Annotated in this window: 10 protein-coding genes; 3 read left to right on the top strand and 7 right to left on the bottom strand. The window is 73.8% G+C overall.

All coding sequences use genetic code 11. The features are described from left to right. The first annotated feature begins 126 nt into the window (after positions 1–126). On the top strand, positions 127–942 hold the full coding sequence (locus tag ADK60_RS32615; RefSeq protein ID WP_053650580.1) for a class I SAM-dependent methyltransferase: 816 nt from the start codon (positions 127–129) through the stop codon (positions 940–942). Between the two features lie 140 nt (positions 943–1,082). Here ADK60_RS32615 and ADK60_RS32620 read toward each other — a convergent pair whose 3' ends face one another. From ADK60_RS32620 to ADK60_RS32645, 6 genes are all read right to left on the bottom strand, one after another. Next, the gene (locus tag ADK60_RS32620; RefSeq protein WP_159394247.1) at positions 1,083–1,322 is read right to left on the bottom strand and encodes a phosphopantetheine-binding protein; all 240 of its coding nucleotides are present in this window, start codon (positions 1,320–1,322) and stop codon (positions 1,083–1,085) included. A 114-nt stretch (positions 1,323–1,436) separates the two neighbouring features. Further along, entirely contained in the window at positions 1,437–2,819 is a 1,383-nt protein-coding gene (locus ADK60_RS47910; RefSeq protein ID WP_053650581.1) for a preATP grasp domain-containing protein, read from the bottom strand. Next, positions 2,813–5,335 (bottom strand): amino acid adenylation domain-containing protein, encoded by a 2,523-nt coding sequence (locus tag ADK60_RS32630; protein ID WP_053650582.1) that lies wholly within the window; start codon positions 5,333–5,335, stop codon positions 2,813–2,815. The genes ADK60_RS47910 and ADK60_RS32630 overlap by 7 nt, the downstream gene beginning before the upstream one ends. Before the next feature lie 142 nt (positions 5,336–5,477). Beyond that, complete coding sequence (locus ADK60_RS32635; protein ID WP_053650583.1) at positions 5,478–7,289, bottom strand: ABC transporter ATP-binding protein; 1,812 nt, start codon at positions 7,287–7,289, stop codon at positions 5,478–5,480. Beyond that, positions 7,286–9,067, bottom strand: coding sequence for an ABC transporter ATP-binding protein (locus ADK60_RS32640; RefSeq protein WP_053650584.1), 1,782 nt, complete (start codon positions 9,065–9,067; stop codon positions 7,286–7,288). Before ADK60_RS32640 ends, ADK60_RS32635 begins: the two co-directional genes overlap by 4 nt. Before the next feature lie 9 nt (positions 9,068–9,076). Further along, complete coding sequence (locus ADK60_RS32645) at positions 9,077–10,120, bottom strand: methyltransferase (protein WP_045940789.1); 1,044 nt, start codon at positions 10,118–10,120, stop codon at positions 9,077–9,079. A gap of 547 nt (positions 10,121–10,667) precedes the next feature. Here ADK60_RS32645 and ADK60_RS32650 point away from each other — a divergent pair. After that, positions 10,668–11,828, top strand: a complete 1,161-nt coding sequence (locus tag ADK60_RS32650) for a glycine amidinotransferase (RefSeq protein WP_053650585.1) — start codon at positions 10,668–10,670, stop codon at positions 11,826–11,828. Positions 11,829–11,906: 78 nt separating this feature from the next. On the opposite strand, the gene dpgD is transcribed toward ADK60_RS32650, so the two are convergent. Beyond that, a complete protein-coding gene (gene dpgD, locus ADK60_RS32655) occupies positions 11,907–12,788 on the bottom strand; it encodes an enoyl-CoA-hydratase DpgD (protein WP_079008879.1) in 882 nt (293 codons plus the stop codon). Positions 12,789–12,850: 62 nt separating this feature from the next. On the opposite strand from dpgD, the gene dpgA reads away from it, so the two are divergent. Beyond that, positions 12,851–13,984 carry a 3,5-dihydroxyphenylacetyl-CoA synthase DpgA gene (gene dpgA, locus ADK60_RS32660; protein WP_053650586.1) on the top strand — a complete coding sequence of 378 codons (1,134 nt, stop codon included), beginning with the start codon at positions 12,851–12,853 and terminating at the stop codon, positions 13,982–13,984. Position 13,985: the final 1 nt, after the last annotated feature.

A 13,985-nucleotide genomic window follows, 5' to 3' on the forward strand; every position in this document is an offset into this window, starting at 1 on the left:
GCCGGTCCGTCCGCCCGCCGGTCCGCCGGTCCCGTGAGCGAAAGGCCCTGCCGTGGAACTGTTCGACGATCCGTTGCCGCCCGCCCCCGGCCCGGCCGGTGGCTCCCGGGTACGGGGGGAGCACGCATGACGGGGGACCGGCAGGGCGAAGGGCGCTACGGCGAGGCGGTGTTCCGGCCGGAGCAGGCGGGGGAGGGCGAGCGGATCGACTTCGGCGCCCTCGCCTACGACGAGGTCACCATGGCCCGGCTGCACGCCCTCGGGGTCGGCCCCGGGTGGCGCTGCCTCGACATCGGCGCCGGTACCGGAACGGTCTCCCGCCGGCTGCTGGACGAGGCCGGGGTGGCGGAAGTGCTGGCCGTGGACCGCGATGTGCGCTTCCTCGCCGAGCGGGCCGTGCCCGGGCTGGAGGTGCGGGAGGCCGACATCACCGCCCCGGACTTCGCCCCCGGCCGGTTCCGGCTGGTCCACGCGCGCTTCGTGCTGATGCACCTGCCCGACCGCGAGCGCCTGGTCCGGGCGCTGGCCCGACTCGTCGAGCCGGGCGGGGTGCTGGTGCTGAGCGACGCGGTCGACCTGACCGGCGACCGGGTGCCCCGCACCCCGTACAGCACGGCGATGCGGGCGATGTGGCAGGGGCTGCGCGCCACCATCGGCACCGATGTCTCCCGGGTGCCGTCGTACCCGCAACTGCTGCGCGCGGCGGGGCTCGAACGGGTCGGCGCCGAGATCCACGTACCGCCGCTGCTGCCGGGCAGCCCGATCAGCCGGTTCTGGGCGGACACCTGGGAGCGGAGCCGGGCCGCGATGCTCGCCACCGGTCTGGTCGACGACGCGGCGGTGGACGAGGCGGTCCGCTACCTGGACTCCGAGGACTGTGCCGCCCTGGCGGCCGGCATGCTCACCGCCTGGGGGCACCGGCCCTCGGCCCGCCCGGCCTGACCGGGGCCTGTTCCCCGGCCTGACCGGGGCGCGTTCCCCGGACCGGCCGGGGCGCGTTCCCCGGACCGGCCGGGGCGCGTTCCCCGGGCCGGCCGGGCCGAATCCTCGACCCGGCCGGTGGTTCAGCGCACTCCGAGGGGTCAGGCCACTTCCTCGGGTGTCCGCCCGCCGACGAGCGCGGCGAGTTCGCCGAACGTCCGGTGGGTGACGATCTCGATCGCGTCGATCTCGATCCGCAGCTGGTCCTGGATCTCGGCCGCGAGATAGACGGCCACGACGGACGTACCGCCGGACTCGAAGAAGTCCGTGTCCTCGGTGACGTCCTCGCATCCGAGGAGCTCGGTCCACAGTGCCGCCAGGCGGCTGTTCACATCTGCCACGTCACACGTCTCCTGACTGCCGGTAGGCATGCTGGGGAGAAGTCCCGCCGGAGGTGGCGGGACATTCCATGGGGAACACCAGGTGGGACGAATCCGCCGAGGAAGCGCGGGGATTCACGCCGGGGAACCGGCCGGACCCGCGACCGCGAACACCGGCTTCAGCGCCCGGTCGCAGGCCCAGGCGGAGGCCAGGTCCTCGGCCACGATGCAGTACATGACTCCGTTGTTGCCGTCGAAGGCGTTGGTCAGCACGATCCCGGTGCGGGTGCCCGGGTCGTAGCGGAGACCGGCGCTCTCCACGGCGGCGAGGGCGGCCGCGAACGAGGTGGTCGCCCAGCCCTCCGGCCACACCCGTTCGAGGATGATCCGGTCCTTGCCGAAGCCCTCGCCCACCACGATCCCGCCGATCCGGCCGTAGATGTGGGTGGAGCCGGTGACCCGGCCGTTGTACTCGGTGAAGAGCACCTCGCGGTCCGGGGTCACGATCGCGTCCGGGCCCAGGACGCCCCGGTAGCCGATCGCGTGCAGCGCCTCGGCCAGCCGGCGGCCGCCGGTGACGATCCGGTCGAGCACCTCCGGCTCCAGGCCCTGGGACGGCATGATCTGCCCGACCGCGTAGGGGGCGGAGAGCAGTTCGCCGTCCCCGGTCAGCTCCACGCCCTCCTCGGTCAGGAGGAACTCGGAGAAGAACGCGGAGCTGTCGCGGACGTAGCGCTCCGCGACCGGCCGCCCCCGGCCGCCGGCGGTCAGCCACTCCCACCGCTCCCGCAGGTAGGACCGCACGTCCTCGCGGCCGGCGACGGTGATCACCCGGCGGGCGCCGATCGGGCGGAAGCTCTCGCCCGTCGTCAGGATCTCGTTGCCGCGCCCGCCGGAGAGGAAGTCGTGCTTGACCATCACCGGGCCGCCGCCGAGCAGGTCCAGGATCGCCTCCTCGGCGACCTGGGGGCTGACCAGGACGGCGCCCTCCGGCATCGGCACTCCCGCACCGCCCGCGACGGTCCGGAACGCCGACTTGCTGTTGACCATCACACCGCCCGCCTGGTCCACGAAGCCGTGGCCCGGCATCGCGTCCCGCAGGCCGAGGGCGGCGGCCAGGCGGGCCACCGCCGCATCCGGCCACAGGGCGGACAGATGGGTCACCTCCCGCTCGCCGAAGGCCAGTTCGAGCGCCTCGACGAACTCCGGGGCGGCCAGGCGGGCGGGGGAGAGGGTGCCCTCGCTGCCGGCGTGGGCCGGCGGCACGACGACCGTCAGGCTCTCCCGCCGCACGCCGGTCAACGAGGTCACGTAGTCGAGGAACTCCTCCTCGGGGCGCACCGGCAGGACGAGGACGTCGCCGTCCTCGGCGAACCAGGCGATCCGCTGCACCCACCAGCCGGTCCAGCCCCGGTCGGTGCGCACGTCCTCGCTGAAGTCGTTGCCGATGAGGACGCGGGTGGAGTGCCCGGTCCGGGCGGCCGTCCGCGCGGGCCGCGCGCTGGGCAGGATCAGCATCGGTTCTCCCGTTCGATCAGGTGGGCCATGGTGGCGACGGTGGGGGCGGCGAGGATCTCCAGGAGGTCCAGTTCGACGCCGAGTTCGGCCTGGAGTTCGGCGAGCAGGGTCAGCAGCTGGATCGAATCCCCGCCGCTGGCGATGAAGTTGCTGTGCAGGCGCGCCGACGGGATGCCGAGGACCCGGCACCAGACGTCGGCCACCGCCCGCTCGGTCGGGGTGTTCGGGGCGTCGCCGGTGTCGGCCGGGGCCTCCTCCGGCGCGGGCAGTGCGGAGCGGTCGAGCTTGCCGGTCGGGCCGAGCGGCAGCCGCTCCAGGGCGACCACCCGCCAGGGCACGGCGTGCTCGGGCAGGGTGCGGGCCAGGTAGCGTCCCAACTCCTCGGCGTCCGGCGGGAAGGCCGTCGCCGGGGTCACGTAGGCGACCAGCCGGGTCGTCGGCCGCCGGGTGTCGACGGTCAGCACGGCCTCCGCGACCGTGGGGTGGCCGCGGAGCACCGCCTCGATCTCCCCGGGCTCGATCCGGTGGCCGCGGATCTTGATCTGCCGGTCCCGGCGGCCCAGGAACACCAGCGCCCCGTCGGCGCGGCGCCGCACCAGGTCGCCGGTGCGGTAGAACCGCGTGCCGTCCGGCGCGGTGCCGAACACCCCGGCGGTGACCTCGGGTTGGTTCCAGTAGCCGGCGGCCACCCGCTCGCCGCGGGCCTCCAGCTCGCCGCGGAGTTCGGTGGGGTGCCCGTCCGCGTCGACGAGGCGGATCCGCACCCCTTCGACCGGTCCGCCCACCGGGAGGGCGCCGCCGCCGAGGTCGGCCCGGCCGGCGAGGTGCTGGGCGACCAGGGTGCACTCGGTCGGGCCGAGGCCGTTGACCAGGGCGCTGCCGTCGGGGAAGGCCCTGAGGAAGCGGCGCAGGTCGTGCTGGCCGGCCTCCTCGCCGCCGAGCACCACGACCCGGACGGTCCCGAGCGTGGCCTCGTGGCGCGCCGCGTCCTCGGCGAGGTCGCCGGTCAGGTGCCGGAAGACGGTCGGGGTGCAGTGCAGCACGGTGGCCCCGGCGGCGGCGAGCCGCTCGCGCAGCCGGGGGGCCGGCAGCAGCGGGTCCAGCACATGGAGGGTGGCGCCGGTCAGCAGCGCGCCGTAGAGGTCCATCACGGCCGCGTCGAAGGTGTGGCGGGCCAGCAGCGGGACCTGGTCGCCCGGGCCGAGGCGGATCCGGTCCGCGTAGGTGAGCGCGTGCGCGAGGACGTTGCCCCGGGTCTGCATCACCGCCTTCGGCTTTCCGGTGGACCCCGAGGTGTGCAGGAGGTACGCGAGCGCGTCGGGCCCGGCGGTGGGAGCCTCCCCGGCGCCCGGCGGTGCCTCGGCGGCGGGGCCGGGGTCGGTCGGCGGTGCCTCGGCGGCGGGGCCGGGGTCGGTCGGGTCCAGGGGGACGATCTGCCGCCCCCGGGCCAGCAGCGAGGCGCGTTCCGCGAGTTCGGGGTCGCAGAGGATCGCGGCGGCGTCGACGTCGAGCAGCAGCCTGGTCAGCCGGCCGTCCGGCTGCCGGGGGTCCAGCGGGACGTACGCCGCGCCCGTCCTGAGCACCGACCAGGCGCCGACCACGGCGCCGATGTCGTGGGCGCAGAGCAGCGCGACGCGCTTGCCGGGGCCGCCGAAGCGCCGCAGCCGTCGCGCCGTCGCGGCGGTGACGCGCTCCAGCCCGGCGTAGTCGAGCGCGCCGGAGGGGCCGGTCACGGCGGTGCGGTCGGCGTGTGCGGCCGCCGTCCGCAGGAACCGGTCGACCAGGGTCTCGCCCGGTCCGGCCGGCGCGGGGGCGGTGAAGCCCGCCGGGGCGGGCAGCGACCAGGTGTCGGCGGGCGGCTCGTCCTGCACCCGCAGCTCCCGGACCGGCCGCCCGGGGTCGGCCAGGGCCTCCCCGAGCAGGGTCAGGCAGTGGCCGAGCATCCAGACGGCGGTGGAGCGGGACAGCAGGCTCGTGTTGTAGCGCAGGCACAGGTCGGCGGTCCCGTCCTCGCGCTCCAGCGACAGCGCGAGGTCCGGCGCCGCTTCGCGCAGCTCGCGCTCACCGGGGTGGCCGGCGACGGCGCGCAGTTCCGGCGGCGCGGTGTCCGGGTCGACGGTGGCAGCGGTGGCGTCGGCGGCAGCGGCGGCCGCGGAGTGGACGCGGGGGAGCTCCTCGGCGAACGGGGCCGCGGGTCGCAGCCGCAGGAGCAGCGGCAGGACGGCGGGGCCGGTCGCCGGGTCGGCGGCCAGGCCCAGCAGCAGTTCCGACTGCCCGGTGTGACGGTGCAGCACGGCGGCCCAGGCGGTGAGCACCGTGATCGACGGGGGAACCCCCGCAGAGTCGCTCACCCGGTCGAGGCGGGCCGTCGTGGCGGCGGGAAGCGGCAGGCGCTCGGTCCCGGGGCGGTACGGCCCGGCGGTGAGCCGGGGCCGGTCGGTGGCCAGGTCGATCGCCGTCGCTCCGTCGAGGTGCCCGTGCCGGGCCCCGGACCGGATCGACGCGGTGTCCGTCATGTGGTCCCCCTTCGTGCTTCGGTGTCTGGGTGGTGCGACGGCATGCGGGATCGACAGAGCGCCGGCCCGGGCCGTCGTCCTGCTGCTGTCGTTGTTGTCGTTTGTTGTCGCTTGCTGTCGCTGTTGTGCCTGGCGGGCCCGGTCAGCCCGACCGGTCGGCCGGCTCGGCCCGCTCGCCGTGCCAGGAGCGCCACAGCCGGGCGTACGGACCGCCCTGCCGCACCAGCTGCTCGTGGTTCCCGGTCTCGGTGATCCGGCCGTCCTCCATCACCACGACGCGGTCGGCGTCGTGCGCGGTGTGCAGCCGGTGGGCGACGGCGACGACCGCGCGCCCCTCCAGTACGGCGGCCAGGGCCCGTTCCAGCTGCCGTGCGGCACGCGGGTCCAGGAGCGAGGTGGCCTCGTCCAGGACCACGGCGATCGGATCGCTCAGCACCAGCCGGGCGAGGGCCAGTTGCTGCGCCTGGATCGGCGAGAGCGGCGCGGCGCCCGAGCCCACCTCGGTGTCCGGGCCCAGTTCGCAGGCCCACTCCCAGGCGTCGACCGCCTTCAGGGCGTGTTCGAGCTCGTGCTCCCCGGCGTCCGGCCGGGCGATCAGCAGGTTGTCCCGCAGGGTGCCGCGGAAGACGTGGTGCTCCTGGGTCACCAGGGCGATCTGGCGGCGGAGTTCGGCCACCGGGACGGCCGCCATCGCGGTGCCGCCGATGGTGATGGAGCCGGCGGTGGGGGTGTGCAGCCCGGCCAGCAGTCCGGCGAGCGTGCTCTTCCCGGCGCCGGACGGGCCGACGACCGCGATCCGCTCCCCGGCCCGGATCGTCAGATCGACGGAGTGCAGGACGTTCTGGCCCTCCCGGTAGGCGTGCGACACGCCCTTCAGGACGATGTCCTTCCCGGCGCCCGCACCGCTCGCCCCCGCACCGCCCGGGCCGGACGCCGCCGCACTGCCCGTCTCCGGCGTGGCCACGCTGCCCGCCTCGGACCCGGGCCCGTGCACGCCGAGGATCCGGGCCAGCGAGGCCCCGCCGACCTGCAGCTCGTCCATCCAGTACAGCAGCCGGTCCACCGGGCCGATGATCTGCTGCACGTACAGGGTGGCCGCCGTCACGGCCGCCAGGGACACATGACCGTCGAGGTACAGCAGGCCGCCGATCAGCAGGGTGGCGACCACCGGCAGCACATAGCCGGTGTCGGCGATCGGCAGGTAGACGCTGCGCAGGTACAGCGTGCGGCGCTCGGCCGCGTAGGACTCGGCGATGTCCTCGTTGACCCGGGCGAAGCGGTGGTCGGCCAGCCGCATCGCGTCGACGGTGCGCGCCCCGTCGACGGTCTCGCCGAGGCCCCCGGTGAGCCGGGCGTAGGAGGCGTTCGCCCGCAGGTAGCCGGCCCGGGCCCGGCGCAGGTACCAGCTGGTCGACAGCCACAGGACGGGCACGGCGACCAGGCACGGCAGCACCAGCACCGGCGCGGTGAGGGCCACCGCGCCCAGCGTCAGCGCGACCGTGGCGAGTGCCACCAGGGTGTCGGGGACGGCGAGTTGCACGGTGCCGGCGAGCACGTCGATGTCCCGGGTGGTGCGGGTGATCAGCTCGCCCGGGCCGGCCCGTTCCACCGTGGCCAGGGGCAGGGCGAGCACCCGGTCGACGAACTCCTCGCGCAGCCGGGCGAGGACCTTCTCGCTGAGCCGCAGCGAGGCGAGCAGCGCGAAGCGGGTGAGGACGGCCTGGGCCACGACGGCGGCGCCGATGGTCAGCGCGGTGCCGGTGGCGCCGTCGATGCCGGTGCCCCGGCCCGCGTCCTCGACCAGTCCGCCGAGCAGTTTCGGCGCGACCAGCCCCGCCGCGGTGGCGAGGGCGTGCAGCAGCAGGGAGAACGAGAGCTGTCCCGGGTACCGGAGGGCGAGGCGCCTGGCGTACGCGCGCACCTCGCGGGGTGTCGCGACGGGAAGGGTGCTCATGCCACCGTCACCTCCCTGGTGACGACGGCGCGGTAGCGGGCGTCGGCGAGCAGTTCGCCGTGCCGGCCCTCGGCCACGACCGTTCCTCCCTCGACGAGGACCACGTGGTCGGCGCGGTCCAGCAGGATCGGGCTGGTGGTGAACACCACGGTCGACCGGCCGCGCCGGTGGGCGCCCAGCCGTTCGGCGACGCGGGCCTCGGTGTGGGCGTCGAGCGCGCTGGTCGGCTCGACCAGGACGAGCGTGTCCGGGTCCGTGACCAGGGCCCGGACCAGGTTCAGCCGCTGCCGCTGGCCGCCGGAGAACTCCCGGCCGCCGGTGATCTCCTGGCCGAGGCCCTCGGGCAGCGCCTCGACGACATCGTGGGCCGAGGCGGTGTCGAGCGCCCTCCGCAGCCGGTCCGTGCCGCCGTCCGTGCCGCCGTCCGCGTTGCCGTCCGGGCTGCCGTTCGCGCCGCCGCCCGCGGGACCGTCCGGCCTGCCGCCCGCCGGGCCGTGCGGATCGAGCTGGCCGGCCAGACCGCCGGAGAACAGCCGGGCGTCGTGGTCCACGACCAGGATCCGGCGGCGCACCCCGGCGAGCGGGAACTCGGCCAGCGGGGTGCCGCCGAGGGTGGCCGGGGAGTCCACGTACCGGCCGAGCCGGTCGGCCAGCAGCAGCATGTCGTCCGGGCGGGCGCAGGCCACCGCGACGAACCGGCCCGGTGGGATCTCCAGGCCCGATGCCGGGTCCCGCAGCGGCCCCCGCGCGCCCTCGGTGTCGAGGTCCCGGTCGCCCGAGCCGAGGCCGGGTTCCATCGCGAGGAGGTCGGTCACCATCCGGGCCGCGACGAACGCCCTGGTCAGCTGGTCGACCATGGAGGTCGCACGGCGCAACTGCTCGGCGAGGAACACGGCGTAGCCGTAGAAGGCGACCAGCGCGCCCGGGCTCATCCGGCCGGTGCCGACGAAGTGGGCCCCGAGCCAGACGATCACCGTGACCAGGAGTCCGGGCAGCAGCAGCCGTCCGGCGGCCACGCTCGACTCCACGCCCGCGACCCGGACGCCCTCGTGGCGCACCCGCTGCGAGCGCTCGCGGTACCGGTCGGCGAAGACCCGCTCGCCGCCGATGCCGCGCAGGACCCGCAGGCCGTCGACGATGTCCACGGCGAGGTCCGCCAGCGCGCCCTGTTCCTTCCGCAGGCCCTGCTGCCTGGCGTGCAGCAGCCGCATCAGCGCGGCGATCGCCGCCGCCGAGAGCGGTACGCCGACCAGGGCGACCAGGCCGAGCTGCCAGGAGACGGTCAGCATGACGCCGGCGATGACCGCGATGGACACCACGGCGCCGCCGCCGCGGGCGGTGCTCTCCAGGGCGGCGCCGATCCGGGTGATGTCGGTGGCGCCGACGCTCACCACCGTGCCGGCGGAGACCCGCCGGGGCAGTTCCGCGCCCAGCTGGGCCGCCTTGCGGGTGACGAGCTGCATGGTGCGGTAGCTGGCCCCGAACCGGTTGGTCACCGAGCAGCGGTCGCGCAGGGTGCCGGCGACGGCCTGGGTGACGCCGAGGCCGAGGACGACGGCGCACCAGGCCACCAGCGCGCCCCTGTCCCCGGCGATGAGCCCCCGGTCGACCCCGCGGCCGATCGCGGCGGGCACGAAGGCCTGGGCCAGGGTGCAGAGCACGCCGTAGCCCACGGCGAGGACCGCGGAGGCGCGGTGGGCGGCCGCGAGCCACAGCAGGTAGCGGCCGGGGGAGCCGAGCGCGGGCTCGCCCGGGTCGGGTTCGGGGAAGGGACGCATACGAGGACCCTAGGCTTTCGTGCCGAGGGTGAGGCCGTGCTCGTAGGGGAGTCCGCCGACGGTCCGCACCTCGGTGAAGCCCACCCGGCGCAGCCACTCCTCGTAGTCCTTGGCCGGGTAGGCCATGCCGCGGCCGCTGGCGAGCACGTTGAAGTAGAGGCCCAGCCGGGCCGAGAAGATGCCCTCGGTCTCGTCGTCGGACACGTTGAAGCCGTAGACGAAGACCTTGCCGCCGGCGGGCAGGGCGTCGTACGCCTTGGTCAGCAGCGCGAGGATCTGCTCCTCGGCGAAGATCTCCAGGACGTGGCTGAAGAGCACGGCGTCGGCGCCGGGCGGGAACGCGTCCTCGAAGATGTCGCCGGGGTGCAGCCGCACCCGGTCGGCGAGTTCGGCGGCCGCGCCGTCGCCGGCGAGCCGCGACACGCTGGGCATGTCGAAGACGGTGGCCCGGAGTCCGGGGTGGCGCCGGGCGAACTCGGCCGAGGTGGTGCCGTCGCCGCCGCCGATGTCGAGCAGGTGCCGCACGGAGGCGAACTCGCTCCGTTCGACCAGGGCGTCGACGCTCCGCAGGGTGAAGGCGCTCATCGCCCGGTGGAACACCGCCTCCAACTCGGGGTTGCGGGACAGGCGCTGGTAGAGCGTGGGTTCGTCGCCGGGGTGGTCGGCGAGCGCCGTGTTGGTACCGGCGCGCAGCGCCCCGGTCATGTGTGAGAAGGCCGGGTAGTAGACCTCCTTCCAGCCCACCAGGATGTGGGACCAGCTGTCCGGCGCGTCCGTCGCCAGCAGGTCCCCGGCCACCGCGGAGTTGGCGTACTGGCCGTCGGTCCTGGTCAGGAGGCCGGTCGAGCAGACGCCCTGGAGGAGCACCCGGAGCTGGTGGGCGGGGATGCCGGTGAAGGCGTGGAGCTGCTCGAACGAGGCCCGGTCGTGCTCCTGGAGGTGGCGGAAGACGCCGAGTTCGACTGCTGTGGTCACCGCGTTGAAGAGCGCGGGGGCGTTCACCAGGAACCGGAAGCGCTCGTAGACCGGATCACCATCGTGCGTGTTGCTCATATGGACGAGCATTCCCTTCTGGATCGTCGGCGGAGGACTTCCCGAAGCGCGAGAACTCGGAACGCGAAAGGCGGAGAACTCGGAAGCGCCCGAGGAATGCGGGCGGCCCGAGCGGAACAATCGTCGCGGGGGCCGTCGATCCGGGGATCCACGGCCTGGACGGGCCCGGCGGACACCCCGGTGCCCAGCAGATGGTACGTCACATTGCACCGGTAGGCGACCCCTCGGGATCAAGAGGGTCCGCGCGGCCGACTCTGTGGGCTTATGGGTGAATCGTCCCGCAGATCTCGAAGCCCCGTTCGTCACCGGGGTCTTGACGCACAGTCGGGCGGGATGAAGTGATGGTGTGCAGACACCGCGCCCCCGGGGCGGATGTGACGATCAGTCAGGGCCCTGGAGGGCCGGGCCGGGAGGGTCGCGCATCCCGGTTCCGGCGCGATTCCGCCCCCCCTGGGTCATGAGCGGCGAACGGCCGACCGCACCCGGTGGTCACCCTGGTCGCCGGACCATTCACATGCCGACAGAACCACCACTGGAGGAGCCCGCGATGCAGCTGAACAGCTTCGACGAATGGTCGCCGCTCAAGGAGGTGATCGTCGGTTCGGCGGAGAACTACACCTCGCACGAGCGCGAGCTGTCCTTCGATCTGTTCTTCCACGACAACATCGCCAAGGACAACTCCTCGCGCTCGGAGTGGTACTACCCCCGGCTGACGGCCGCCGCCGACGGCGGGCCGGGCGCCGGATCCGGCCGGAAATCGATCAAGCAGCGCTATGTGGACGAGCTGAACGAGGACCTGGACGGCATCGTCAAGGCACTCGAATCGCTCTCCGTGACGGTCCGCCGGCCGATGAGCGTGGACGCCGCGACGGCCAGGGTCGAGACGCCGGCCTGGACGGCCTCGGTGGTGCCGCCCCTCAACGTCCGCGACAACACCCTGATCCTGGGTGACGAGATCATCGAGACGCCGCCGATGATCCGGTCCCGCTACTTCGAGACCCAGTTCCTCACCGGGATCTTCAACGACTACTTCCAGCAGGGCGCCCGCTGGACCGTCATGCCCCGGCCGCTGATGACGGACGCGTCCTTCGACCTCGACTACGCGCGCACCAGCACGGTCGGCGGGCCCACCGAGCCGATCGGGGACCCGCGACCGTCGCCGTACGACGTCGGCTTCGAGATGATGTTCGACGGCGCCCAGTGCCTGCGGCTCGGACGCGACCTCGTGGTCAACATCTCCACCGCCAACCACGCGATGGCCTGCGACTGGCTGGAGCGCCACCTCGAAGGCCGGTTCCGGATCCACCGGGTGCACCGGCTGAGTGACAGTCACATCGACAGCATGGTGCTGGCGTTGCGGCCCGGCACCCTGCTGGTCCGGAACGAGCGGGTGGTCGAGAAGCTGCCCGAGGCGCTCCGGAAGTGGGACCTGATCGTCCCGCCGCCGGCCGAGGGCAACAACTTCCCGCAGTACGACGACGACGACCTGATTCTGACCAGCCCGTTCATCGACCTGAACGTGCTCTCCGTCGCCCCGGACACCGTCCTGGTCAACGAGGCCTGCCCGGAGCTCGGGCGCACGCTCGAACGGCACGGCTTCACCGTCGTGCCGGTCCGCCACCGCCACCGGCGGCTCTTCGGCGGCGGCTTCCACTGCTTCACGCTGGACACGGTCCGCGAGGGCGGGCCGGAGGACTACCTCGACTGACGCGGCGGCGGGGCGGCGGGGCGGCGGGCACCGGCGCGGTGGCCGGTTCCCGCCGCCGAAGGGGGGAGCGGCCGGGTGTCAGCGGCCCTCCCAGTCGGGGGTGCGCTTCTCGACGAACGCGAGCGGCCCCTCCACCGCGTCCCGGCCGGCCATGCGCCGCTCCTCCCAGGGGTAGCGCATCGCGAAGGCCTCTTCCAGCGGCACGGTGGCGGAGCGGGTCGCCGCCTCCTTGATGGCCCGGACCGAGAGGGGAGCACAGCGCAGGATGTCCGAGACCCACCGGTCGGTGCAGGCGTCGAGCTCGGCGGCCGGCACCACCTCGTTCACCAGGCCGAGTTCGAAGGCGCGCCGCGCGTCCATCGGGCGCCCGGTCAGCAGATGCCCCATCGCGGTCTTCCACGGCAGCTGCCTGGTCAGCCGGAACACGCCGCCGGCGCCCGCCATGAGGCCGAGCCTGGCCTCCGGCAGCGCGAACGTCGCGTCCTCGGCGGCGACGACGAGGTCGCAGGCCAGGGCGAGTTCGAACCCGCCGCCCATCGCGAACCCCCGGACCGAGGCCACCACCGGCTTGGCCAGCTCGAACCGCTCCGTCAGCCTCGGCCAGCCGGGTTTGCCCCGGCTGCCGAAGGTGGCCGTGCCCGCCGTCCCGTCCCGGACCCGGCCGGCCAGCTCCTTGAGGTCCTGGCCGACGGAGAAGGCGCGCTCGCCCGCGCCGGAGAGCACGGCGACCCACAGGTCGTCGTCGGCCTCGAAGGCGTCCCAGGCCCGCGCCAGCTCCTCGTGCGTCCGGAAGTCCATCGCGTTGAGTACGGCGGGCCGGTTGATCGTCACCCGGGCCACCCGGCCGTCCTTCTCGAACAGGACCCTCGGCTTCTCGGCATTCCCGGCGGCTGCCGCGTTCCCGTTCGTGCTCTCGTCCGTGTTCCCGTTCCCGGATTTCCCTGAAGATTCTTCCGACATGGCGGAATCGTAGCCCGGCGACACCGAAGAAACTACCGAGGAAGCGTCCGGAGGAGACGACGATGAAAGTGGCCGACCGGAGTGTCCGGAACCGCCCGAAATCCTTGTCCGCGGAATCCCGAACGACATCCCCCGCGATCGTGGGGGTCGGCACCTCGGTGCCCGGAACCTCCTATTCGCAGCGCGAACTCCTGGACATTTTCGGCATCACCGACCCGCGGGTCCGCTCGATATTCCTGAACAGCGCCATCGACCGCCGCGCGCTCACGCTCCCGCCGCCGCTGCCGGACGGCTCGATGCCCGTCGAGACCCAGGGCCAGCTGCTGGCGAAGCACGTCACCAGCGGTGTGGCGCTGGGCCGGCAGGCGGTCGAGGCCTGCCTCGGGGCGGCCGGCGCGACCCTCGCCGAGGTGCGGTACCTGTGCTGCGTCACCTCGACCGGGCTCCTCACCCCGGGCTTCTCCGCGCTGCTGATCAAGGAGCTGGGCATCGACCGGCACTGCGCCCGGCTGGACGTGGTGGGCATGGGGTGCAACGCGGGCCTCAACGGCCTGACCTCGGTGGCCTCCTGGGCCGCCGCCCACCCCGGTGAGCTGGCCCTGATGGTCTGCATCGAGGCGTGCTCGGCGGCGTACGTGATGGACGGAACCATGCGCTCGGCCGTGGTCAACAGCCTCTTCGGGGACGGCTCGGCGGCGGTCGCCGTGGTCGCACCGGCCACCGCACCGTCCGCCGTCGAACCCGCCACGCCCGCCGGTCCGGCGCTGCTGCGCTTCTCCAGCTGCATCGTGCCCGAGGCCTCCGCCGCGATGCGCTACGACTGGGACGACGCGCAGGGGAAATTCAGCTTCTACCTGGACCCGGACATCCCCTATGTCGTGGGAGCGCACGCGGAACTCTCGCTCGACCGCCTCCTCGACGGAACGGGACTGAACCGCTCCGACATCTCCCACTGGGTGATCCATTCCGGCGGGAAGAAGGTCGTGGATTCGGTCCGGGTGAATCTCGGCCTCACCCGCAAGGACGTCCGGCACACCACCGGGGTCCTCCGCGACCACGGAAATCTTTCGAGCGGATCCTTTCTGTTCTCCTACGAACGGCTTGCCGCCGAGGCCTGCGCCGAACCCGGCGAATTCGGCGTCCTCATGACCATGGGTCCCGGATCAACCATCGAACTGGCCCTGGTGGGCTGGTGAC

The sequence above is a fragment of the Streptomyces sp. XY431 genome, assembly GCF_001279805.1.
Lineage (GTDB): Bacteria > Actinomycetota > Actinomycetes > Streptomycetales > Streptomycetaceae > Kitasatospora > Kitasatospora purpeofusca.